23 protein-coding genes are annotated in these 23,605 nt (G+C 29.6%); 20 read left to right on the top strand and 3 right to left on the bottom strand.

Going from position 1 to position 23,605, the window contains the following annotated elements; all coding sequences use genetic code 11:
• Window positions 1-66 precede the first annotated feature (66 nt).
• The 14 genes from BWR22_RS02400 to BWR22_RS02335 all read left to right on the top strand — a co-directional run bounded on the left by BWR22_RS02400 (window position 67) and on the right by BWR22_RS02335 (window position 13,902).
• A complete protein-coding gene (locus BWR22_RS02400) occupies window positions 67-2,097 on the top strand; it encodes a M43 family zinc metalloprotease (RefSeq protein ID WP_076731843.1) in 2,031 nt (676 codons plus the stop codon).
• An 81-nt stretch (window positions 2,098-2,178) separates the two neighbouring features.
• Window positions 2,179-3,096, top strand: a complete 918-nt coding sequence (locus BWR22_RS02395) for a bifunctional riboflavin kinase/FAD synthetase (protein WP_076731842.1) — start codon at window positions 2,179-2,181, stop codon at window positions 3,094-3,096.
• Window positions 3,089-4,399, top strand: a complete 1,311-nt coding sequence (locus BWR22_RS02390) for an HTTM domain-containing protein (protein WP_076731841.1) — start codon at window positions 3,089-3,091, stop codon at window positions 4,397-4,399. Before BWR22_RS02395 ends, BWR22_RS02390 begins: the two co-directional genes overlap by 8 nt.
• A 157-nt stretch (window positions 4,400-4,556) precedes the next feature.
• Window positions 4,557-5,828, top strand: a complete 1,272-nt coding sequence (serS, locus tag BWR22_RS02385; protein WP_076731840.1) for a serine--tRNA ligase — start codon at window positions 4,557-4,559, stop codon at window positions 5,826-5,828.
• Between the two features lie 427 nt (window positions 5,829-6,255).
• The gene (locus BWR22_RS02380; RefSeq protein WP_076731839.1) at window positions 6,256-8,031 is read left to right on the top strand and encodes a tetratricopeptide repeat protein; all 1,776 of its coding nucleotides are present in this window, start codon (window positions 6,256-6,258) and stop codon (window positions 8,029-8,031) included.
• A gap of 52 nt (window positions 8,032-8,083) precedes the next feature.
• Window positions 8,084-8,596: a GNAT family N-acetyltransferase gene (locus tag BWR22_RS02375; protein WP_076731838.1), complete on the top strand. Its 513-nt coding sequence runs from the start codon at window positions 8,084-8,086 to the stop codon at window positions 8,594-8,596.
• On the top strand, window positions 8,596-8,919 hold the full coding sequence (locus BWR22_RS02370) for a DUF4286 family protein (protein WP_076731837.1): 324 nt from the start codon (window positions 8,596-8,598) through the stop codon (window positions 8,917-8,919). Before BWR22_RS02375 ends, BWR22_RS02370 begins: the two co-directional genes overlap by 1 nt.
• Window positions 8,920-8,969: 50 nt before the next feature.
• Window positions 8,970-9,773, top strand: a complete 804-nt coding sequence (gene rsmA, locus BWR22_RS02365; RefSeq protein ID WP_076731836.1) for a 16S rRNA (adenine(1518)-N(6)/adenine(1519)-N(6))-dimethyltransferase RsmA — start codon at window positions 8,970-8,972, stop codon at window positions 9,771-9,773.
• Between the two features lie 4 nt (window positions 9,774-9,777).
• Window positions 9,778-11,151, top strand: coding sequence for a magnesium transporter (mgtE, locus tag BWR22_RS02360; RefSeq protein ID WP_241828219.1), 1,374 nt, complete (start codon window positions 9,778-9,780; stop codon window positions 11,149-11,151).
• Between the two features lie 20 nt (window positions 11,152-11,171).
• A complete protein-coding gene (locus BWR22_RS02355; protein ID WP_076731835.1) occupies window positions 11,172-12,110 on the top strand; it encodes a 2-hydroxyacid dehydrogenase in 939 nt (312 codons plus the stop codon).
• Between the two features lie 27 nt (window positions 12,111-12,137).
• Complete coding sequence (locus tag BWR22_RS02350; RefSeq protein WP_076731834.1) at window positions 12,138-12,593, top strand: DUF1801 domain-containing protein; 456 nt, start codon at window positions 12,138-12,140, stop codon at window positions 12,591-12,593.
• 60 nt (window positions 12,594-12,653) lie between these two features.
• Window positions 12,654-13,040 (top strand): VOC family protein, encoded by a 387-nt coding sequence (locus tag BWR22_RS02345; RefSeq protein WP_076731833.1) that lies wholly within the window; start codon window positions 12,654-12,656, stop codon window positions 13,038-13,040.
• 52 nt (window positions 13,041-13,092) lie between these two features.
• The gene (locus BWR22_RS02340) at window positions 13,093-13,485 is read left to right on the top strand and encodes a TM2 domain-containing protein (RefSeq protein WP_083678183.1); all 393 of its coding nucleotides are present in this window, start codon (window positions 13,093-13,095) and stop codon (window positions 13,483-13,485) included.
• A gap of 87 nt (window positions 13,486-13,572) precedes the next feature.
• Complete coding sequence (locus BWR22_RS02335) at window positions 13,573-13,902, top strand: ArsR/SmtB family transcription factor (RefSeq protein WP_076731832.1); 330 nt, start codon at window positions 13,573-13,575, stop codon at window positions 13,900-13,902.
• A gap of 5 nt (window positions 13,903-13,907) precedes the next feature.
• Here the strand turns inward: BWR22_RS02335 and BWR22_RS02330 are convergent, their stop codons facing one another.
• The 3 genes from BWR22_RS02330 to BWR22_RS02320 are packed head-to-tail and all read right to left on the bottom strand — an operon-like array spanning window position 13,908 to window position 17,495.
• Complete coding sequence (locus BWR22_RS02330; RefSeq protein ID WP_076731831.1) at window positions 13,908-15,722, bottom strand: GNAT family N-acyltransferase; 1,815 nt, start codon at window positions 15,720-15,722, stop codon at window positions 13,908-13,910.
• Window positions 15,723-15,765: 43 nt separating this feature from the next.
• Window positions 15,766-17,016 (bottom strand): aspartate kinase, encoded by a 1,251-nt coding sequence (locus BWR22_RS02325; RefSeq protein WP_076731830.1) that lies wholly within the window; start codon window positions 17,014-17,016, stop codon window positions 15,766-15,768.
• Window positions 17,016-17,495, bottom strand: coding sequence for a GNAT family N-acetyltransferase (locus tag BWR22_RS02320; protein WP_076731829.1), 480 nt, complete (start codon window positions 17,493-17,495; stop codon window positions 17,016-17,018). The genes BWR22_RS02325 and BWR22_RS02320 overlap by 1 nt, the downstream gene beginning before the upstream one ends.
• 119 nt (window positions 17,496-17,614) lie before the next feature.
• On the opposite strand from BWR22_RS02320, the gene fbp reads away from it, so the two are divergent.
• The 6 genes from fbp (at window position 17,615) to BWR22_RS02290 (ending at window position 23,587) form a co-directional block, all read left to right on the top strand.
• Window positions 17,615-18,622 carry a class 1 fructose-bisphosphatase gene (fbp, locus tag BWR22_RS02315; RefSeq protein WP_076731828.1) on the top strand — a complete coding sequence of 336 codons (1,008 nt, stop codon included), beginning with the start codon at window positions 17,615-17,617 and terminating at the stop codon, window positions 18,620-18,622.
• A gap of 56 nt (window positions 18,623-18,678) precedes the next feature.
• A complete protein-coding gene (locus tag BWR22_RS02310; protein ID WP_076731827.1) occupies window positions 18,679-19,023 on the top strand; it encodes a fructose 1,6-bisphosphatase in 345 nt (114 codons plus the stop codon).
• Window positions 19,024-19,038: 15 nt separating this feature from the next.
• Window positions 19,039-19,857 (top strand): cell envelope biogenesis protein OmpA, encoded by an 819-nt coding sequence (locus tag BWR22_RS02305; RefSeq protein WP_076731826.1) that lies wholly within the window; start codon window positions 19,039-19,041, stop codon window positions 19,855-19,857.
• A 90-nt stretch (window positions 19,858-19,947) separates the two neighbouring features.
• Window positions 19,948-20,439: a Rab family GTPase gene (locus tag BWR22_RS02300; protein WP_076731825.1), complete on the top strand. Its 492-nt coding sequence runs from the start codon at window positions 19,948-19,950 to the stop codon at window positions 20,437-20,439.
• A gap of 20 nt (window positions 20,440-20,459) precedes the next feature.
• Window positions 20,460-21,980 carry an ATP-binding protein gene (locus tag BWR22_RS02295; protein ID WP_076731824.1) on the top strand — a complete coding sequence of 507 codons (1,521 nt, stop codon included), beginning with the start codon at window positions 20,460-20,462 and terminating at the stop codon, window positions 21,978-21,980.
• Between the two features lie 74 nt (window positions 21,981-22,054).
• Window positions 22,055-23,587, top strand: a complete 1,533-nt coding sequence (locus BWR22_RS02290) for an ATP-binding response regulator (RefSeq protein WP_076731823.1) — start codon at window positions 22,055-22,057, stop codon at window positions 23,585-23,587.
• Window positions 23,588-23,605 lie beyond the last annotated feature (18 nt).

Here is a 23,605-nt window from a genome sequence, read left to right as displayed (position 1 = left end):
AATATTATGTATTTTTTACTATTTTTGAGGAAATTTTACATTAAAATAATATAATCCATAGTTGAAATGAAAAAAATTACTTTAAAACTATTGCTTTTTGCATTGTTTTGTATTCCCACTTTAGTATTGGCTCAAAACAAAATACAGGCGCCAATAGAAAAATGTTATACCGATGCTTATAATGCTAAGTTATTAGAAACAAACCCAAATATGATGGGTAGCGAATCTTTTCGTTTAGCGCTTGCAGAACGTATTGAAAACGCAAGAAACAATGGTAATATGGTTGTTATAGATATTCCTCTTGTTGTACATGTATTACACAATGGAGAACCTATAGGAACTGGACCAAATATTACAGATGCTCAAGTGCTTTCTCAAGTTACTGTAATGAATCAAGATTTTAGAATGATGATGGGCACACCTGGCCAAAGTACAGCTGGTGGTGTTGATGTCGAGGTAAATTTTGTAATGGCACAACAAACTCCAGATGGTTGTCCTACTAATGGTATTAATCGTGTTAATATTTGTCAAGATGGAACCGATCAAGCAGCTGTAAATAGCTGGAAAGCTCAAACTATTTGGGATCGTGATTTATATATGAACATGTGGTCTTCTAAGTATGTAGGAGATTTAGCAGGTATATTAGGTTTTGCTCAATTTCCTGGAGGACCAGCAAATACAGATGGTGTTAGTGCTGGACACACTTATTTTGGAAGTTCGGATTACGATGATGGAACTTTTAACACAAGTCCTCCTTATGATAAAGGTCGTACTATGACTCACGAAGTTGGACACTATTTAGGTTTATACCACACTTTTCAAGGTGGTTGTGGAGGTACTGGTGATGGTATTGCTGATACTCCAGAAGTAGATGCACCAAACTATGGTTGCCCAACAGGACACACTTCTTGTGGTACTGTAGATATGATTGAAAATTATATGGATTACACCGATGATACTTGTATGAACACATTTACTGCTGGTCAAAAAGCAGTAGTTCAAGCTGTTTTAGCAAGTACAAGAAGTGGCTTAACAACATCTAATGGAGCAACGCCTCCTGCAGCTGTAGCTACAGATGTTGAAATTGCTTTCGAAAGTGCAAATGTTGCATGTGGTACAGATTTAATTGCTACTGTATTAATTACAAATTGGGGAACTGCACCATTAACTACAGCTAACATAACTTATGATATAGATAACGGTACACCTGCAAGTTACACTTGGACAGGAGTATTAGCTTATGGAGAATCTGAAGCTGTTACATTACCAACACTTACATCTACTGCAGGTGATCATGATCTTAATATAGCAGCATCTGCTACTGGTGACGGTCGTGCTTGTAATGATACAGACTCTACATGTTTTACTATAACTACAACTGCTGGAGCTTGTACTTCTGTTGCAAATACATCTTATGCAACAAGTACTACAGATGTTATTATTAATGATGGGACAATAGATATTTTAAGTAACTTGAATACAGGAAAACCTTCTGGTTATACAAATTATTCTGGAACAGTAGCTGCTCCAGACTTAGAGCAAAATGGACTTTACTCTATAAGCACTAGTATGAATACGGATGGAAATTACACATGTGTAACTACTGCTTGGATAGATTGGAACCAAAACTGTACTTTTGAAAGTAACGAATTATTAGATTTAGGAGCTGCTACAAATGTAGCAGATGGATTAAGTGCTAATTCTCCTTTATCTTTCACTGTACCTTCTGATGCTGTAATTGGTAATACTACATTAAGAGTTGTAACAAAATTCAATATCGCTTCAGGTCCTTGTGAAAATAACCATGATGCAGAAGTTGAAGATTACGATATTAATGTTGTAGCTTCATTAAGTGTAGATGAGTTTGGTTTATCTTCAATCTCTATTTTCCCTAATCCAACAAATAGTATTTTAAATATTAAAGGAGTAGAAATCGCTTTAGAAAACGCTGAAATTTATAGCATTACTGGTCAAAAGGTTATGACTGTAAATACAAATTTAGAAACAATAAACGTTAGTACAATTGCTAACGGTGTTTACTTTTTAAAGTTAAATACAGCTACTGCTTCTAAAACATATAAGTTTATTAAAAACTAATTTTATATAAATAAATATTTAAAAGCGGATTGAAGTCATTTCAATCCGCTTTTTCTATTTTTGCATTTAAAATGTTAAGCGTTGGAAGTAGATAGAATAAATAACAAGGATACTGTAATAACAATTGGTACGTTTGATGGTGTACATATTGGACATCAAAAAATTATTCAACGACTTATAGAAGTTGGTAAGACAAAAGATCTTACTCCAACTATACTTAGCTTTTTTCCACATCCAAGAATGGTTTTACAAAAAGATGCCAATATTAAACTGTTAAATACTTTAGAAGAAAAGAAAAACATTTTAAAGCAATTTGGGTTAGATAATTTAATTATAAAAAAATTTACACAAGAGTTTTCAAGACTAACCGCAGAAGAATTTGTAGAAACAGTATTAGTAAAACAGTTAAATGCTAAATACATAATTATAGGTTACGACCACCAATTTGGGAGAAACCGAACAGCCAACATAAACGATTTAAAAAACTTTGGTAACCAATATGGTTTTGAAGTTGAAGAAATAACAGCTCAGGATATCGACGATGTTTCAGTTAGCTCTACAAAAATTAGAAAAGCACTTACAGAAGGAGATATAACTACAGCAAACAATTTTTTAGGTTATCCTTTTATAATTTCTGGAACAGTAGAAAAAGGTAAAGGATTAGGTAGAACAATAAATTTTCCAACTGCTAATATTGCAGTTAGTGAGGACTACAAACTTATACCAAAACAAGGCGTTTATATTGTTAAAACTAATATTAATAATGAAATTATATACGGTATGATGAATATAGGAACAAATCCAACCGTTAATGGTAAGACACAAACCATAGAAGTTCATTTTTTTAATTTTAAAAACAATATTTACAACCAAGAAATTAAAATAGAATTATTACAAAGACTTCGCGATGAGCAAAAATTTGAATCTATTAATGCGTTAACAGAACAATTAGTTAGAGATAAAAACAACGCATTACGTTATATAAACACGAATGATTAACAAATTTTTATTTAAACATATTGACAATAGCGCCTTAGTAGTTTTCAGAATTATTTTTGGGCTACTATGCTTTTTAGAATCTGTTGGAGCAATCTTCACAGGATGGATAAAAAGAACGCTTATAGAGCCAGAATTTACATTTACATTTATAGGCTTTGAGTGGTTACAACCATTACCAGGAAACTGGATGTATGTTTACTATGCTGTAATGGGAGGTTTTGGTATATTAATTATGCTAGGCTATAGATATCGCATTAGTGCTTTTATGTTCTTTATTATGTGGTGTGGCGTTTATTTTATGCAAAAAACGTCTTATAATAATCACTATTACTTATTAGTCCTGCTTAGTGGCATTATGGTAATTTTACCTTCTCACAAATATGCTTCTTTAGATGTTAAAAGGCATCCAAAACTTAAAAGTATTTCTATGCCTGCTTGGTGTAAATGGATTTTTGTTATTCAATTATTAATACTTTACACTTACGCCTCTAAAGCAAAATTATACCCTGATTGGTTAGATTTAACAATGCCTACATTACTTATGAAAGGTAAAATTAACTACCCTATTATTGGAGAATTTTTGCAAAACAGTGCTATGCCATATCTTGTAGGATATGGAGGAATTTTATTTGATGGATTAATAATTCCTTTATTACTAATTAAGGCTACTAGAAAATATGCTTTTTTCGCTTCTATTTTCTTTCATTTATTTAACTCTATTGTTTTTCAAGTTGGTGTTTTCCCATATTTATCGTTAGCTTTTTCACTATTCTTTTTTAATCCTGAAACTATTAAAAATATATTTTTAAAAAGGAAAGAATACTATAACAAAGCTGAGGTTATTATCCCAAATTATAAACCAGTATTACTTACTTTAGGAAGCATTTATTTTATAATACAAATTATATTACCAATTCGCCATCATTTTATTCAAGACAATGTTTTATGGACCGAGGAAGGCCATAGACTATCTTGGCGAATGATGCTTAGATCTAAGTCCGGACAAACAAACTACAAGATAGTAAACATTAAAACCAAGAAAAGCTCTATTGTTAATATGAGCGAATTTCTTACTAAAAAGCAAACACGTTTAGCAAGTTCTAAACCAGATATTATATGGCAATTTTCTAGACATTTAAAAAAAGTGTACAAAGAGAAAGGTGAAGATATTCAGGTTTTTGTAGATGCCAAAGTTAGTGTAAATGGAAGACCTTACAAGAGACTTATTGACCCTAAAGTAGATATTGCAAATGCTAAATGGAACTACTTTACACATAACAATTGGATTTTACCATCAAAATAGCATTATAAACTATTTTTTAGCACATAAAATCTTACTACTTTTACCACATTAAAATTGAGTTCCAATTTCGCGTTAGGGATTAAAAGGTATGTTTGAGCTCCTCGCAGAGAGCGAGCCTTGAAAGCCCGACCTTTAGGTAACGCCAAAAACAAAAAATATGTTACAAGTACCATTTATTAGAGACAACAAAGAAGCTGTAATTACAGGTTTAGCCAAGAGAAATTTTGATGCCAAAGAACTTGTAGAGGAGGTAATTAATTTAGATGAAGAACGACGTGCTTTACAAACTAAATTAGACAATACTTTAGCTGAATCTAATTCCATTTCAAAAGAAATTGGTAACTTGTACAAAACTGGTAAAGCTGCTGAAGCAAACGTTTTAAAAGAAAAAACTACTGCTTTAAAAGAAGATTCTAAAGCAGTTACGGAGCAGTTAAATTCTGTTGAAGAAAACTTAAAAACATTATTATACAAACTACCAAACGTACCTCATGCATCTGTTTCGGCTGGAAAATCTGAAGAGGATAACGAAGAGATTTTTAACGAAGGTAACATACCTAAATTACACGACAATGCCCAACCACATTGGGAATTAGCTAAAAAATACGATATTATAGATTTTGAATTAGGTAATAAAATATCTGGTGCTGGATTTCCTGTTTACAAAGGTAAAGGCGCAAGATTACAACGTGCTTTAATAGCTTATTTTTTAGATAAAAATACCGCTGCTGGTTATACAGAATATCAATTACCGCACTTAGTTAACGAAGCGTCTTGTTATGGCACAGGTCAATTACCTGATAAAGAAGGACAAATGTACCATGACTCTAGAGACGATTTGTATTTAATACCTACCGCAGAAGTACCAGGTACAAATGTATTTAGAGATGTATTATTAAACGAAAACGAGTTACCTATTGGTATAACTGGTTATACACCTTGTTTTAGACGTGAAGCTGGTAGTTATGGTGCGCATGTGCGTGGTTTAAATAGATTACACCAATTTGACAAAGTAGAAATTATTAGAGTTGAGCATCCAGACAATTCGTATAAAGCTTTCGAAGGGATGATAGAACATGTAAAAGATATTTTACGCGAATTAAAATTACCATTTAGAATTTTAAGATTATGCGGTGGTGATACAGGATTTCCTGCTGCAATGACTTACGATTTTGAAGTTTTCTCTACAGCTCAAGACCGTTGGTTAGAAATTTCTAGTGTCTCTAATTTTGAAACATATCAAGCTAACCGTTTAAAACTAAGGTTTAAAAACAGTGATGGTAAAAATGAATTAGCACATACTTTAAACGGAAGTGCTTTAGCTTTACCAAGGGTTTTAGCGGGTATTTTAGAAAATTACCAAACAGAAAAAGGAATTATTATTCCAGATGTTTTAATACCTTATACTGGTTTTTCTATTATCGACTAACGATTTAAATCGTTAAAGTGTTAAAAAAACACGTTGTTTAACGAATAATGAGGCAATTATTTCTTTTTTAGATATAATTGCCTCATTTTTATTACTCCCAAATCAACAACAACAAAAAATGAAAAATATTAAGCGCTTGTTTTTACTTGTAGCATTAATTATTTTAACTGTAAAAGTGTTTTCATCGGAATTTAGTAAAATTACTAAACATAAAACCAGCACACTTTTAGTATTAAACAATTAATAATTTAAAAATATAAAGATCCCCAGTCCAGTATTTGAATCATTTTAAATTATAATGGTTAATAGCACATTTATTAAGATTGGTTAATGCCTGATTAATTTCAGGCATTTTTTTATACTGTTTTTTACCAAGTATCCATTAACTTTAGGCATAACATTTGCTATATTTACACAAATAGTTTTTATGCGCTTAATTTATATTTTATGCTTTTTAATTAGCTTCAATGCGTTTTCTCAAGACGATATTGTAGCTCAGGAATATTTTAAAAACGGTGAATTTGAAAAAGCTTTAATTTCTTACAAAAAGCTATACTCCAAAAACACAAAAAATAGACGCTATTTAATTGCTTTAGTAAAAACTCACCAACAGTTAGAGCAATATAAGGATGCAGAAAAATTATTAACAAACTATTTAAGTCTTGTAAACTATCCTCCAGCATTTGTAGAATTAGGTTATAATTACAAATTACAAAACGATACTATAAATGCTAATTACAACTTTAAAAAAGCTATTGACGAAGTAGACTTAAAGCCTAATTACGCCGGCATAATCGGCCGTACTTTTCAAGACCTTTCTCTTTTAGAACAAGCAATTGAAACGTATGAAAAAGCTATGGCTTTAAAGCCAGAATTAAATTTTAATATGCAATTGGCACGTATTTATGGCGAGCAAGGTAATATTGAGAAAATGTTTAATAGCTATATTAATTTTTCAGAAATTAATGACACTTACATTAATACCATTAAAAGAGAGTTTAGCACCTTTATAAGTGAAAACAAAGACAATGAAAATAATATTATTTTAAGAAAAATTCTTTTAAAAAAAATACAAAACGCGCCTAACTTAATGTGGAACGACATGTTAAGTTGGCTTTTTATACAGCAAAAAGATTATAATAAAGCCTTTACCCAAGAAAAAGCAATTTATAAAAGGCAAATGGAATCTTTAGATCGAATTAAAGATTTAGCAAAGATTGCATATACTCAAAATCAACCAGAGGCTGCTAAAAATATATTTCAATTTATTGTAGATAATACACAAGATATTGATATTAAAATAGAAGCACATTACAATTTACTTAAAATTAAAACTGAACAGGCAACAAAAAAAGATTATAAAATTATAAATCAAAACTATTTAAACCTATTAGAAACATTTGGTATATCTGGTAGAACTATAGATTTACAAATTGCTTATGGACACTTTTTGGCTTTTTATCTTAACAAACCAAACGATGCCATTAATTTTTTAAAAGATAGTTTAAAACTTGGTGTTAGTAATTATTATTTATCGCGAATAAAAATGGAGTTAGCCGATATTCTTGTATTAGAAGAAAAATTTAACGAAGCTTTAATTTATTATACCCAAATACAACGTGCTTTAAAAAATAGCCCACTTTCTCAAGAAGCTCGATTTAAAGTTGCAAAAACAAGTTATTATAAAGGAGATTTTAAATGGGCAGAATCTCAGCTAAAAATTTTAAAGGCATCAACATCTCAATTAACCGCAAACGATGCTTTAGATTTAAAATTACTAATTAGCGACAACAAAGGCGAAGATTCTTTACAAACAGCTTTAAAGCATTATGCAAAAGCAGATTTATTAGCTTTTCAAAATAAAAAGGAACAATCAATTTCACTTTTAAATACTATTTTACAAGAACACAAAACCGAAACTATAATTCCACAAACGCTTTTAAAGCAAGCTCAATTATTCGAAGAAAAATCGCAATTTGAAAAAGCAAAAGCCAACTACGAGCAAATAATTTCAGGATATAGAGAAGGCATATTAATTGACGATGCTATTTATGCTCTGGCAGAGATTTATGCAAATAAACTAGCTCAACCAGAAAAAGCAAAAGCGCTTTACGAGAGAATAATTTTTGAACATGCCGATAGTATATATTTTGTTCAAGCACGAAAAAAATATAGAGCCTTAAGAGGAGATGCTATAAATTAAGTAATAGTAATCTAAACAATATTTTTATAACATTTCAACAATAAAAACAACTTTGATTGTAGCCAAAACCAACAGACTTATAATTTCTAAATTTACTATTGAAGACGCTCCTTTTTTCATGAACCTAGTTAATACTCCAAATTGGATAAAATACATAGGAGATAGAAATATTAAAACCATCAAGCAAGCAGAAGAAAGCATAAAAAATGGGCATTTAAAAAGCTATAAAACACATGGTTTTGGGTTTTATATTTTGCGTTTAAAAGAAAATTTAAAACCAATAGGCACATGTGGTTTAATAAAAAGAGAGACCTTAGAAGATATTGATTTTGGCTTTGCTATGTTGCCGCAATACGAAAAATTAGGCTTTGGGTTTGAATCATCTCAAGCCATTTTAGACTTAGCAAGAAATAAATTTAAATTAAACAGAATTACAGCAATAACTTTAGAAACTAATAAAAACTCTATAAAACTGTTACAAAAATTAGGTTTCTTATATGAAAAACAAGTAAAACCTTTTGACGATGACAAAGAACTTCTGTTATTTGCAAAAAATCTATTATAATGATTATATATAACGTTACAGTAAACATAGACGATAGTGCTCACGACCAATGGCTAAAATGGATAAAAAATCATATCCCACAGGTATTAGCAACAGGAAAATTTAAAGAAGCAAAACTCACTAAAGTTTTAGTGGAAGAAGAAATGGGAGGTCAAACCTACTCTATTCAATACAGAGCACATTCTAGAGAAGCTTTAGATGCGTATTACAAAGAAGATGCAGATCGTTTACGTGTAGATGGCACAAAACTATTTGCAGATAAAATGTTATCCTTTAGAACCGAATTACAAGTTGTAGATGAGTATTCTGTAGATATTAAATAGAAAAATATTTACTAAAAAACTCGAAATCTATCTAGAAACAATATAAAACTATGACAAAAAAACAAAAAAATCCACACCAAGTAAAAGCTAAAAAGTTTTTAGGTCAGCATTTTCTAGAAGACGAGTCTATTGCAGAAAAAATTGCAGATGCACTATCATTAGAAGGCTATAATAAAGTTTTAGAAATAGGTCCTGGAATGGGCGTTTTAACTAAATACTTATTAAAAAAGCCAATTACAACCTTTGTAATTGAAATTGATACCGAAAGTGTAGAATATCTTAAAAACAACTATTTAAATCTTGCACCAAGAATTATAGAAAAAGATTTTTTAAAATACGATGTTGCCGAAACTTTTGGAGAAGAACCTTTTGCTATTAGCGGAAACTTTCCTTACAATATATCTACACAAATTGTATTTAAAACATTAGAGTTAAGACATCAAATTCCAGAATTTTCTGGAATGTTTCAAAAAGAAGTAGCCCAACGTATTTGCTCTAAAGAAGGCAGTAAAATTTATGGCATTTTATCTGTACTAACTCAAGCTTTTTATGATGCCGAATATCTATTTACAGTACCACCAAACGTTTTTAACCCACCTCCAAAAGTAGACTCTGGAGTGTTAAAACTAACTCGAAAAAAAAATCACAGCTTACCATGCGATGAAAAATTATTTTTTAGAGTTGTAAAACAAGCATTTCAACAACGTAGAAAAACATTACGTAACAGTTTAAAAACATTCGAATTGAGTGATAATTTAAAAGCAAATGTTATATTTGGCAAACGTCCAGAGCAACTAGATGTTCAAGCATTTATTGAGTTAACAACTTTAATTCAAAACGATAGTAAAGACTAAGATTTTGGTAGAAGAACAAGATGAAAATATAAAATTTACAATAAGTAACGAACTTATTGAGAAGGTAGAGCAATTAGTACAGTCTAAAAACGATGAAGCCATTTTAGATTTATTAAATGAGTACCATCATGCAGATATTGCAGAAATTCTTGAAGATCTAAATACAGAACAAGCATCTTATATTATAAAACTTTTAGATAGTGAGAAAACATCCGAAATCCTTATGGAGATGGATGAGGGCGATAGAGAGAAAATTTTAGCCACACTATCTACTAAAGAAATTGCCGAAGAAATAGAAGAACTCGACACAGATGACGCAGCAGATATGATTGCCGAACTTTCTGAAGAGAGACAAATTGAGGTTATTGCGCAAATTGAAGACGAAGAGCACAAAGCTGAAATTAGAGAATTACTTACCTACGATGAGGATACTGCCGGTGGATTAATGGCAAAAGAATTAGTACGAGTAAATGAAAATTGGACAGTTACAGAGTGCGTTAGAGAAATGCGTGCACAAGCAGAAAATGTTACAAGAGTTCACTCTATATATGTAGTTGATGGAAACGAAAAACTAATCGGGCGTCTATCTTTAAAAGATTTATTAATGGCTTCTCCACGAGCTCACATCTCTACTGTTTATATTCCAAAAGTAGATTTTGTAGATGTTAATGAGGATGCTGAAGAAGTGGCTAGAATAATGCAAAAATACGACTTAGAAGCCATTCCTGTTGTTGACGAAAATAAAGTACTACTTGGTAGAATTACTATTGATGACATTGTAGATGTTATAAAAGAAGAAGCCGAAAAAGATTACCAAATGGCTGCAGGTATCACACAAGACGTAGAAGCAGACGATAGTATATTACAGCTTACCAGAGCCCGTTTACCATGGCTTTTTCTTGGTTTAGTTGGCGGCATTGGAGCCTTTTTAATTATGGAAGGTTTTAAAGGTACCTTCGAAAAATACGCTGTTTTATTCTTTTTTACGCCATTAATTGCAGCCATGGCAGGAAATGTGGGCGTACAGTCAAGCGCTATTATAGTTCAAGGTTTAGCTAACGACGATGTAAAAGGTAGTATTAATAAACGTTTAATTAAAGAAATGTTTTTAGCCGCTTTAAACGGTTTTATATTAGCACTATTTTTATTTGCCTTTGTATGGATAACTAAAGGAAGTTTTCTTACCGCACTTGCAATTTCTGTTTCACTTGTAGCTGTTATAATTATAGCTGGTTTAATTGGGACCTTTGTACCATTATTTTTAGATAAAAAAGGTATTGATCCAGCAATTGCAACGGGCCCATTTATTACTACAAGTAATGATATTTTTGGAATATTAATATATTTTTGGATTGCTAAACTTATATTAGGTATCTAAAATATTTCATCTTTTATAATATGAAAATACTTCATTTAGACACTAATCACTCACTTTTAATTAATCAACTAACCAATTTAGGCTTTACAAACCATGAAAATTATATAGACTCTAAAGAAGTCATTCAAAAAATTATTCATGAATACGATGGATTTATTATAAGAAGTCGTTTTAGTATAGATAAAACATTTATAGATGCAGCTAAAAATTTAAAATTTATTGGTCGCGTTGGTGCAGGATTAGAAAACATAGATTGCAATTATGCAGAAAAAAAAGGAATTACCTTAATTGCTGCTCCAGAAGGAAACCGCAATGCAGTAGGCGAACATACTTTAGCTATGCTACTCTCTTTATTTAATAAATTAAACAAAGCAGATAAAGAGGTTAGAGATGGCAAATGGCTTCGAGAAAACAACCGAGGTTTAGAGTTAGATGGTAAAACCGTAGGTTTAATAGGTTACGGTAATATGGGAAAAGCCTTTGCAAAAAAACTACGTGGTTTCGATGTTAAAGTTCTCTTTTACGATATAAAACCAAATATTGAAGATGAAAATGCAACACAAGTTTCTTTAAAAACACTACAACAAGAGGCAGATGTTTTAAGCTTGCACACTCCAGAAAATGCTTCAACTATTGCAATGGTAGACCAATCGTTTATTAATTCATTTAAAAAATCATTTTGGTTAATAAATACTGCTCGTGGCAAAAGTGTAGTAACTAAAGATTTGGTTTCAGCATTAAAAAACAATAAAATTTTGGGTGCCGGATTAGATGTTTTGGAATACGAAAAATCGTCTTTCGAAAATTTATTTAATGAAAACAATATGCCTGAACCTTTTCAATATTTAATAGAAGCAGAAAACGTTTTACTATCACCTCACGTTGCTGGTTGGACTATAGAAAGTAAAGAAAAATTAGCACAAACAATAGTAAATAAAATTAAAGCAAATTTTTGCTAACTTTAAACCTTAACTAACTCAAGGAAAATGACATACAAAGCAGAAACATCTGAAGAATATATAGCACAATTACCAGAAGACAGAAAAGAACCTATTACAAAACTAGATGAGCTTATTAAAAAAAATATGCCTAAAGGCTTAGAAGCCGGAATAGGTTATGGCATGTTAGCTTATTATGTACCAAAATCTATATATCCAGATGGTTACCATTGTAAACCATTTCCTCCTTTACCATTTATTAATTTAGCCTCTCAGAAAAATTTTATTGCATTATATCATTCTGGTTTATATGCAAAAAAAGAATTGTATGATTGGTTTGTAAATGAATATCCTAAACATTGTAAATACAAATTAGATATGGGAAAAAGTTGCATTCGTTTTAAAAAAATGGACGATATTCCATATGCATTAATTGAAGAGCTTTTAGGAAAAATGTCTGTGGAAGAATGGATAAAGATATATGAAAGCTCAATAAAAAAGTAATTTACAAAGTAAATGTTTAAGGTTTTATTTAATGAGATTATAAAATAAATTCAGAATAAAATGAAAAAAAGAGTTACAGGAATTGGAGGTGTATTTTTTAAAACAAAAGATCCAAAAGCATCAAAAGATTGGTATAAAAAACATTTAGGTTTTAATACCGATGATTACGGTTCTACTTTTTGGTGGAAAGATAAAGAAGGAAAAGATTGTTCTACACAATGGTCTCCTTTTAAAGAGGATACAAAATACTTTGAGCCATCGAAAAAAGATTTTATGTTCAACTACCGTGTAGAGAATTTAAGCGAATTATTAAAAACATTAAAGGATGAAGGCGTTACAATTGTAGGAGAAATGCAAGAGTACGAATACGGTAAATTTGGCTGGATTTTGGATAACGAAGGCAATAAAATTGAACTTTGGGAACCTATAGATAAAGCATTTTTGTAGGTAAATGTTTTTTTAGTAAATTTAAAAAATTATTCAACTAATAAATATTATAATGTCTGACGAAAAAAATTTAAAAAGCGACCTTGACGATATGTTAGGAGACGCAAAAGAAGGAGCAAAAAAAGCTTCTGATAAAGCAAATGAATTTGCTGAAGATGCTAAAGAAACAATAAACGAATTTTCTAATAATGCAAAAGAAGCATTTGGAGGAGATACTGAAAACAAAAAAATGATTGCTGGAATTTTAGCTATTGTTATAGGTTCTTTAGGAGTACATAAATTTATTTTAGGTTATAATAAAGAAGGAATCATTCAAATAATTGCAACTATTGTTACCTGTGGAATCGCAGGAATAATTCCTTTTATTGAAGGTATTATTTATTTAACAAAAACAGACGAAGAATTCTACAACACTTACCAAGTTGGTAAAAAAGGTTGGTTCTAAAAAACTTTTAAAAAACCAAATACTAATTGTATTTGGTTTTTTTAATTAAATAATAATCGTGATATTGCAATATCACATTTTTATATTATGGGATTTACAAAAAAACATATTTTCGACGAGCAACAAAACAAAATTGCCAATTACACAAAAATGATTGCTCATCCTGCTAGAGTATCTATTATACAATATATAAGTAAAAACGAAGACTGTAATTGTAATAGTCTTGTACAAGCTATTGGTTTAGCACAACCAACCATCTCTCAGCATTTATCAGAAATACGTAAGGTTGGTTTATTAAAACAAACTGTTAAAGGTAAAAACCTATTTTATAGTATTAACCAAGATAAGTTAAACGAGTGTAGACGTGTTTTAAATGATTTTTTTGTAAAAACGCAGGTTAACTGCTCTAAAAAATAAAAAGACTATTCTTCAGGGTTTGCTCCTGAAAATTTACTTTCCAACTCTGCTTGAAATTCTTCCATTACTGGTCTAACTGTACTTTCTGGAAGATCTGCAATTTTAATATACATTAAACCATCTACAGCATTATTAAATAATGGGTCGACATTAAAGGCTACAAGCCTTGCATTTTGTTTAATATACTTTTTTAATAACACAGGTAACCTTAATGCTCCTGGTTCTATTTCATCTATTATTTTATCAAACTTATTCAAATCTGCCTCTGTAGCATCGAAAACAAAGTCTTTATCGGCATCTTTTAATTTCACCTTAAACTCTTTTTTAGGATGGACGTATTGTGCCACATATGGATCGTAATAATGAGATTTCATGAACTCAATCATTAAAGATTTAGAGAAGTTTGAAAATTGATTACTTATACTTACACCTCCAATTAAAAATTGATGCTCTGGGAAACGTAACGTTGTATGCACAATACCTTTCCAAAGCAAAAATAAAGGCATAGGTTTTTGCTGATATTCTTTAATTATAAATGCACGACCTAACTCTATAGATTCACTCATCATTTTGTGTAGCTCTGGCTCAAAACGAAATAAATCTTGAAGATAAAAACCGTCAATACCATGTGCCTTATATATTTTAGAACCCAATCCCATTCTATAGGCTCCAACTAAAACGTTAGCTTCATTATCCCATAAAAACATGTGGTGGTAATAGGTGTCGAAATGGTCTAAATCTATAGCTTCGTTAGTTCCTTCTCCTACTTCTCTAAAAGTAATTTCTCTTAGTCTACCAATTTCTCTTAAAATATTTGGAATGTCTTTAGCTGGAGCTAAATAAACTTCGTAATTTTTACTAACAAGTAAACGCTTATCACTTTTTTTAAGTTTTTCAACCTCCTTAATCATGATTTCCGAGGCTATGGGAGTAACTATTTTTTTAGGAATTTTATATCCTTTTAAACTTGAAGAAATTGTATTTATTATCTTCTCCTTTGGTTCGAAGGTATTAGATAACATATACGTTTTACGTCTTATAAAATCTGTAAATTCCTTTAAAGTTTTATGCTCCTCTTGAGATGTTACAGAAATAGGTTTACCAACACGAACTTTAATTATTCTATTTTTTTGTGTTAGTAATTCTGAAGGGAGTTTTGCTGTTCTAAAAATGTCACTTATTTTAGATAGCTTATAAAATAACTTACTATTTTTTGCATGAAAATATATAGGAACAATAGGCACATTAGCTTTCTGGGCTAATTTCATAGCTGCTTCTTCCCAAGGTTTATCTACCATTAACTTTCCATCTTTGTAGGTAGAAACTTCTCCTGCAGGAAATAGACCAAGTGGATGCCCATCTCTTAAATGTTTAATTGCATTTTTAAAACCTGCAAGACTTGACTTTATGTCTTTACGATCTTCAAAAGGATTAACAGGCATTATATATGGCTTCATTGGCTCAATACGATGCAAAAGAAAGTTAGCAATTATTTTAAAATCTTCGCGTTCTTCAAGCATTAATTTTAATAATAAAATACCATCTATACCTCCTAATGGATGATTAGAAACTGTTATATAAGCACCATCTTTAGGAAGCCTCTTTAAATCTTCTTCAGGTATTTCAAATTTAATTTGAAATTCATTTAAAATAGCATCTAAAAACTTTATTTCGCTTAAATGCTTATTTCGGTTGTAAATTTTATTAAGTGTAGAAATTTTTAAAACTTTCATTAATATCCAGCCTATAAACGTGCCAAATACACCGTACTTGTCGAGATTTATAGCTTTTGAAACTTCTTTTGCAGATACTAAAGACATTGTTGGTTTTAATAGTTTTAAGCTTACAAATGTAAGCAATAGATTATTGAGTTACAATTTGAACAGTTTTTTGAAATAACTGCTTCAATAACACTGTTTTATCTTTTTCTAAATTTTTAATTGATGTTTCATCGTAATGTCTAATTGTATATAATGAAACGTTTTCAAAGCATTCTACTTTAAATTTAGCTTTTAAATGTAATAACAATTTTTCTAAATTATTATATGTGTTTTCAAAACAAACCGAAAAACTAATTGCGGAATTCTGGATAACATCTACTTTCATTTTATATAAAGCTAAGAGGTTAAAAATTTCACTAATATTTTCTTCGACTATGTAAGAAAAATCTAAAGTTGAGAGCGAAAGTAAAACCTGCTTCTGTTTTAATATAAAACAAGGTATATTAGGTTCTATTCCTTGAGATTTATTAACTGTAGTACCTTTATTTTCTGGTTTTAAAAACGATTTTACGTGTAAAGGTATTTCTTTTCTTTGTAATGGTTGTAATGTTTTTGGATGTATAACAGAAGCACCATAAAACGCAAGCTCTATAGCCTCTGTATAAGAAATGGTATTTAGTAGTTGTGTATTTTTAAAATGTCTTGGATCTCCATTAAGTACTCCTGGAACATCTTTCCATATTGTTACACTTTCTGCGTTTAAACAATATCCAAATATTGCTGCTGTATAGTCACTACCTTCTCGCCCTAAAGTTGTTGTAAAATTATTATTATCGCTACCTAAAAAACCTTGAGTAATATATAATGTTTCTTTATCTATTTTATTAATAATATTATTTTGTGTTATATCCCAATTTACATTTGCTCGTCTATAATAACTATCTGTTTTAATACAATTTCTAACATCAAGCCACGTATTTTTAAGGTGCAATTCATTTAAATAAAAACTAATAATTGTTGTAGAAACTAACTCGCCATAACCAATTACTTGATCGTATATAAAATTATAATTTGGTGATTTATTACTTTTAAAAAATTGTATTAATTCATTAAAAAGATCATGTATTACATTAAAAACTTGATGTTGTTTATTTAAAAATAAATCTATCATAATCTCTTCATGATAGTTTATTACATGGTCTAACTCTGTCTTATAATTGTTATTATCTTGTAAATATTTCTCTATTACAACCTCTAAAGCATTTGTAGTTTTTCCCATTGCAGAAACTACAATAAGAGTGTTTTTATATCCTACTTTTTCTAATACTTTAACAACGTTTTTTACGCCGTTGGCATCTTTTACAGAGGCTCCACCAAATTTAAATACTTGCACTATATATTATTTAAATAATTTTCAATTCCGTTTTCGTCTAAGTGTACAACATCCCAATCTCTCATTACATTGGCACCTTTTTTCTGGTAGAATTTAATTGCAGGTTCATTCCAGTCTAAAACTTCCCAACTTATGCGTTTTACACCTATGGTTCTTCCATGTTTAACAACTTCATCTAATAAGGCAGAACCTAAGCCACTACCTCTCATACTTTCTTTTACAATTAAATCTTCAAGATGAAGTACTTCTCCTTTCCAAGTAGAATATCGTTTATAAACTAACGCAGCACCTACAATTTCATTATTTTTTTCGGCAACAAAACATGTAAATTTAGGCTGTTTGCCATAACCATCTTCTTCAAGATCTTTTACTGTTACTTCTACGGCATTGGGCTCTTTTTCAAATATAGCAAGTTCTAAAATTAAATCATGGACACTTTTCATGTCGTTTTTAGTTGCTAGTCTTATAGCATGCTTCATAATAAAGGAATTGAAAACCAAATATAGTTTAAAGTTAAACAACCTTATTAAATTACTTTTACTATAACGTTGTAGTTTCTTAAAAAAACCGATATTTGCAAAAGCCAAAATTATAAAGCATGTCAAGAAAAAACCAAACGTTAGGAGAATTTATTATTGAAAATCAGTCGTCTTTTAAATATACTTCTGGAGAATTATCAAGATTAATAAATTCTATAAGGCTTGCTGCAAAAGTAGTAAACCATGAAGTAAATAAAGCCGGTTTAGTAGATATAATTGGAGCTGCTGGCGATACTAATATTCAAGGTGAAGACCAACAAAAATTAGACGTTTATGCAAACGAAAAATTTATACAAACATTAACAAATAGAAATATTGTTTGTGGTATTGCTAGTGAAGAAGAGGACGATTTTATTTCAATAAATAGCCAAGACGAAAACAACCAAAATAAATATGTTGTTTTAATAGACCCATTAGATGGTTCTAGTAATATAGACGTCAATGTTTCTGTTGGTACTATTTTTTCAATTTATAGGCGTGTTACACCTGTTGGTACTCCTGTAACTTTAGAAGATTTTCTTCAAAAAGGGAGTCAACAAGTTGCTGCTGGCTATGTAGTTTACGGTACTTCGACCATGTTAGTTTATACTACCGGAGATGGTGTAAATGGCTTTACACTAAATCCAGCATTAGGTACTTTGTATTTATCTCACCCAAACATGCAATTTCCGTTAGATGGCAATATCTACTCTGTAAACGAAGGTAACTATACACATTTTCCACAAGGAGTAAAAGATTATATAAAATATTGCCAAAAAGAAGAAGGAGATAGACCTTACACCTCTAGGTACATTGGTTCTTTAGTTTCAGATTTTCATAGAAACATGATAAAAGGCGGTATATATTTATACCCTAAAAGCGACAAAAACTCTGCTGGAAAACTACGTTTATTGTACGAGTGTAACCCAATGGCTTTTTTAGCAGAACAAGCTAATGGTAAAGCTAGTGATGGTTTTAATAGAATATTAGATATTGAACCAACAGAACTGCACCAACGAGTTCCGTTTATTTGCGGAAGTAAAAATATGGTAGAAAAAGCAGAAGAGTTTATGCAAAAAGCAAAATAAAGATTATGTTTTAATTAATTTTGCTATTTTTACCATAGTTTATTAAACTAAATAATATGGCAAAAAACGATAATAGCGCAATTAATGCTAATGATCCTACTTCAAAAATAGATGCAATTAAACAGCTTATTTTTGGTGAAAATATGGTTGAATACAACCATGAATTTGAAGCTGTTAAAAAAGATATCCTTAAAAAGAAAAAAGAGCTCGAAAACTTAGTAGATGAAGTTAAGACAGAGTTACTTCAAAATATTGATAATTTAAGTACTGATATTAATATTAGAATAACAGAATTAGAAAATTCGCTAGAAGACAAGGCAGATGCTTTAGAAGAAAAAAAATTAGATCGCAAACTCTTAGGCGACTTATTAATTAAACTTGGCGAGAAAATAAGTAACTAATTTGATTCTCACGCCATGAATCAAGACGAAAGACTTAGTATTTTAAAAGACATCTTACTTACAGATGAGCGTGAGTATGCAAAAAAAGTAGAGGAAAAGCTTAAGATTGTTGAAGACATTGTAAACAAACAAAATGAACTTTCTGAGCGTGTAAATCCTATTATAGACGAAAAACTAAATGATTTTGTAGTAGAAATCCCTAAAACATTAGGGCCAACAATTACAGAAACTTTAAAGTCTGAAATTAGAAACTCTCAAGATGCTGTTGTAGAAGCATTGTTTCCTATTATTGGAAAAATGATAAAAAAATACATACAACAGGAAATGCAAATACTATCAGAACAAATTAACTCTAAAGTAAATAGCACATTCTCTTTTGAAAGTTTAAAACGTAAATTTAAGTCTAAAAGAAGCGGTGTTAGCGAAGCAGACTTAATTTTACAAGAATTAGCACAACCTATTTTAGAACAAATAATGGTAATAGAGAAAGGTTCTGGAATAATAATTTCAGAATATTCTAAAACACAATCCATAGACCAAGATATGGTTTCTGGAATGTTAACTGCTATTAAAAGTTTTGCCGAAGATGCTTTCGAAAAAGAAAACCAAGAATTAAGCTATATAGAATACGATAATTTTCATATTCATTTACAAAATTTTTCTTCCTACTACATCGCTGTAATTATTTCTGGACCGTATAATGTAGTGTACAAGAGCAAGTTAGAAGATAAATTGTTAGATTTTGCTAAAAACTATATTAATGAATATGATATAAAAGACACAAAGTCCTTTACTAAAAAATTAGAACAGTACTTTAAAAACAATGTTTTATAAAAGATTATTATAGAACATACAATTTGCTTACATTCGCATATATAATAGTTATTATTCTTTTTCAATAAAAATCAAGATTTTAGTTTATAAATGAAAATCTCAAAAAAAATAGTTTTATTAGGTCATTTTGGTGTTGGTAAATCTTCATTAATTCGACGATTTGTAGAAAACACATTTTCCGAAGATTATAAAGTAACCATTGGTGTACACATATTTAAAAAAAATGTATCTATTCCAGAAAAAGGCACAGATGTGTCTTTAGTCTTGTGGGATTTAGAAGGAAATGATGACATTAGCAACACTAGGCTATCTTACCTTATAGGAACACACGCATTTATTTATGTTTACGATGTTAGTAGACCTGCTACTTATAAAAATTTAGAAAGCGAATTAGAATTCCTTAAAGAGAAACAAAAAAACACACCAATTACTGTTGTTGGAAATAAAGAAGATCTTGTTACAAAAACATATTTAAAACAAAACGTCGATGATTTTGGCAGTTTAACAGATTTATATGTTAGTGCCAAAACAGGACATAAAGTTGATTTTCTTTTTTCTAAATTAGCTGAAGCGCTTATTTAAAAAAGCTAAAAAGCTAAATAATGTTAGAAGATTACAAGAAAAAATATACCAAACCTGTTTTACAACATGCCATTTTAGACTTTAATGGAAATGTTGTTGAATCTGATAATACACTCTTTCAAGATTTAAAAGACAAATATATTGGAGATATCCATCCTTTTTTCGAAACTTTTAGTGCACTTTTAATAAGTGAAGATAATGAGACTGTATTTTCATGTGTCCATCTTGAAATAGAAAATAGAAATATTACAGCCGATATTATTTTACAAACTTTTAAAGATGGTAAAAATCCTTTATTAATAATTCATGATTTAACTTCGCATTACCTAAACTATCAATCTACTGCGCAAGTAAGAAATGAATCTGTAATTAATTCTCAAATTTTAGAGCTTAAAAATATATATTTAAAAGAAAAAGAAGTTTTCAAAAATAGATTTATTGCAAATTTTAGTCATGAACTTCGCGATCCTTTAACTGGAATATTAACGTTTACAGATATTTTAAGCAAAACAAACTTAGACTTACAACAAAAGGATTATATTAAAATATTACACTCATCGTCGAATTTTTTAAAAAAAATGATAGATGATATTCTTGACATATCTAAAATTGAATCTGGAAATTTAGAGTTGTCCATAGAACCTTTTAACCTTCTTGATTTACTTAATGAAATTAAATTTAATTATAAACTTAAAGCAGAACATAAAGGTTTAAAATTTCTCCATAGTTTTGATGAAAAATTACCTGAAATTATTGGAGGTGATGCTAAAAGACTAAGACAAGTTTTAACAAACTTATTAGACAACGCAATAAAATTTACATCCAATGGTAGTGTTACTTTTAATGTTTCTTTAAATCAAATTAGAGCTCAAAAAGCAAGTATTCATTTTGAAATAATAGACACAGGAATTGGTATAGAAGAAGAAAAATTAGAAGAAATTTTTACGAGTTTCTCGCAAGTAAGTGGAGACGATTCTATTAAAGGAACTGGTTTAGGTCTTGCTATTGTAAAACATTTAGTAGAGCATACAAAAAGTAAAATAAGTGTTTCTTCAACACCAGGAAAAGGATCTACATTTTCAACAAATATTAATTTTGTTTCAAAGCCTTCTTTAAAAATTAAAAAGGATAAGAAAAAACAATCACAACTAACTACTTCTAAAAAATATAATATTTTATTAGTAGAAGACTCTGAAATTACACAACTTTCTGTATTAAAAATTCTGGCTTCTCAAGGTCAATTCTTTTTAGATATTGCAACTAAACCAGATGAAGTTCTTGCAAGAATTTCTAACATCGACAATGAGGTTGATTTAGTATTAATGGATATAAAACTAAAAGAGTTTAGAGGAGATGAAATTGCAAAAAAAATTAGAAAACTTCCAGAACGTCATCAAAAAAAGGTACCTATTGTTGCTATGACAGCTAAAGTGTTTAAAGAAGATTTAAGTCTTTATAAAAAAGCGGGAATAAACGATGTTTTAACAAAACCTTTTAATGAATCGCAATTATTAGATATAATTTCTAAAAATTTGAAATAAACAAAACATAACTTTTTAAGTGGTATTGAAAAAAAATGTATCTTTAAGTCTATTAAAATTTGCCTCTATGTAAAATGCTTGAAAACTACCAACTTCCACTTAAAGAAACTACTAACCAACTCCTTCTAATAAGTAAAGATGGTATTATTTTAGACGCGAAAACTAATATGTTTAAAAATTGTATTGGAAAATCAATTATAGACTTACATCCTTTTTTTTATAGTTTAATAGACTTATTAACTCTAAAAGAAAACACATTTAATTTTGATTGTATTAATCTAGAAATAGAAGGCAAAAATTATACTTTAGATGCTATTTTACATACAAATATAGAAAAAGAACACTCTATCTTCGTATTTCAAGACCTTACAAAGCAGTATACTTTATATCAAAAAATGGCACAAAGAAAAAATGTGTCGGAAATTAAAAAGCAACTACTAGACTATAACAATACAATTCTTCAAGAAAAAGAAACTTTTAAAAATACATTTATAGCAAATTTTAGTCATGAAATTAAAATGCCTATTAGCACTATAAATGGTTTTACAAGACTTTTAGAGAACACAAATCTAGAACAAAGTCAACGCTATAATTTAAAAGTTATAAAAAATACAAACGATAAATTAAACACAATGATTAGCGATATTATTGATATCTCTAAAATTGAAACCAATCGTTTTTCTATATTACCAATACGCTATAATTTAATAGAAGAATTAAACACTATAGCAACAATTTATACCGCTAAGTCTAAAGAAAAAGGCCTAGAATTACATTACACACTCGATCCAAATTGTCCTAAATATGTTGTGGGAGACAAATATAGATTAGTACAAATATTAAATAATCTTGTAGGTAATGCAATAAAATTTACACAAGCAGGAACTGTTGCACTAAAAATAAATTGTGTTAGCACCAATAACAACACAGCACAAATAGAATTTAGTATTGAAGACACAGGAATAGGTATAGAGAAAAACCAAATAGAATCTATTTTTAATGGGTTTTACCAAATAAACAACAACTTAATAAATAATAATGGTGCCGGATTAGGACTCTCCATCACAAAAAAATTAATCCATCAATTAGGAGGAAAAATACAAGTAAATAGTGAAATTGATAAAGGTTCAATATTTAAGGTGTTTTTAGATTTTGAAATATCTCAAAATCAAAAAGAAGATGAAGAAATTACTAAAATAGTTAAAGCCACATCAAAAAATGATTTTAAAATTTTACTTGCAGAGCCCTTACCTATCAATCAGAAAAAATTATTAAAAATTATAAGTCAAATAAAAAATTGCGATATTGTAATTGTAGATAATGGCGATAAAGTAATTGAAGAGCTATATAAATCTAATTTTAGCCTAGTTATATTAAATCTTAAACTACCTACAATGGATGGCCTTGACACTGCTCGATTTATTAGACACTCAGATTATAAAGAAATTAGCAAAACACCTATAATTATACTAAGCGAAAAACCATCTAAAAAAGAAGAAGCTTACTGTAAAGAAAGACGAGTTAACAGCTATATTGGAAAACCTTTTGACAAGTCTGAAATCATTAGAAAAATAAAATATATACTAAAGAAAAAGCAAGCTAAATAGCTTGCTTTTTCTTTAGTA

Source organism: Lacinutrix venerupis, from assembly GCF_001971745.1.
Lineage (GTDB): Bacteria > Bacteroidota > Bacteroidia > Flavobacteriales > Flavobacteriaceae > Lacinutrix > Lacinutrix venerupis.
The sequence above is the reverse complement of the archived record's forward strand: the minus strand, read 5'-3'. Positions and strand labels throughout refer to the sequence as shown.

Coding starts and splice junctions, on each gene's coding strand:
- BWR22_RS02310 (WP_076731827.1), top strand. CDS start 18,679: ATGGCAAAAAACGATAATAGCGCAATTAATGCTAATGATCCTACTTCA.
- BWR22_RS02355 (WP_076731835.1), top strand. CDS start 11,172: ATGAAAATACTTCATTTAGACACTAATCACTCACTTTTAATTAATCAA.
- BWR22_RS02330 (WP_076731831.1), bottom strand. CDS start 15,722: ATGTCTTTAGTATCTGCAAAAGAAGTTTCAAAAGCTATAAATCTCGAC.
- BWR22_RS02400 (WP_076731843.1), top strand. CDS start 67: ATGAAAAAAATTACTTTAAAACTATTGCTTTTTGCATTGTTTTGTATT.
- BWR22_RS02390 (WP_076731841.1), top strand. CDS start 3,089: ATGATTAACAAATTTTTATTTAAACATATTGACAATAGCGCCTTAGTA.
- BWR22_RS02305 (WP_076731826.1), top strand. CDS start 19,039: ATGAATCAAGACGAAAGACTTAGTATTTTAAAAGACATCTTACTTACA.
- rsmA (WP_076731836.1), top strand. CDS start 8,970: ATGACAAAAAAACAAAAAAATCCACACCAAGTAAAAGCTAAAAAGTTT.
- BWR22_RS02300 (WP_076731825.1), top strand. CDS start 19,948: ATGAAAATCTCAAAAAAAATAGTTTTATTAGGTCATTTTGGTGTTGGT.
- BWR22_RS02370 (WP_076731837.1), top strand. CDS start 8,596: ATGATTATATATAACGTTACAGTAAACATAGACGATAGTGCTCACGAC.
- BWR22_RS02290 (WP_076731823.1), top strand. CDS start 22,055: ATGCTTGAAAACTACCAACTTCCACTTAAAGAAACTACTAACCAACTC.
- BWR22_RS02340 (WP_083678183.1), top strand. CDS start 13,093: ATGTCTGACGAAAAAAATTTAAAAAGCGACCTTGACGATATGTTAGGA.
- BWR22_RS02380 (WP_076731839.1), top strand. CDS start 6,256: ATGCGCTTAATTTATATTTTATGCTTTTTAATTAGCTTCAATGCGTTT.
- BWR22_RS02335 (WP_076731832.1), top strand. CDS start 13,573: ATGGGATTTACAAAAAAACATATTTTCGACGAGCAACAAAACAAAATT.
- serS (WP_076731840.1), top strand. CDS start 4,557: ATGTTACAAGTACCATTTATTAGAGACAACAAAGAAGCTGTAATTACA.
- fbp (WP_076731828.1), top strand. CDS start 17,615: ATGTCAAGAAAAAACCAAACGTTAGGAGAATTTATTATTGAAAATCAG.
- BWR22_RS02350 (WP_076731834.1), top strand. CDS start 12,138: ATGACATACAAAGCAGAAACATCTGAAGAATATATAGCACAATTACCA.
- BWR22_RS02320 (WP_076731829.1), bottom strand. CDS start 17,495: ATGAAGCATGCTATAAGACTAGCAACTAAAAACGACATGAAAAGTGTC.
- BWR22_RS02295 (WP_076731824.1), top strand. CDS start 20,460: ATGTTAGAAGATTACAAGAAAAAATATACCAAACCTGTTTTACAACAT.
- BWR22_RS02345 (WP_076731833.1), top strand. CDS start 12,654: ATGAAAAAAAGAGTTACAGGAATTGGAGGTGTATTTTTTAAAACAAAA.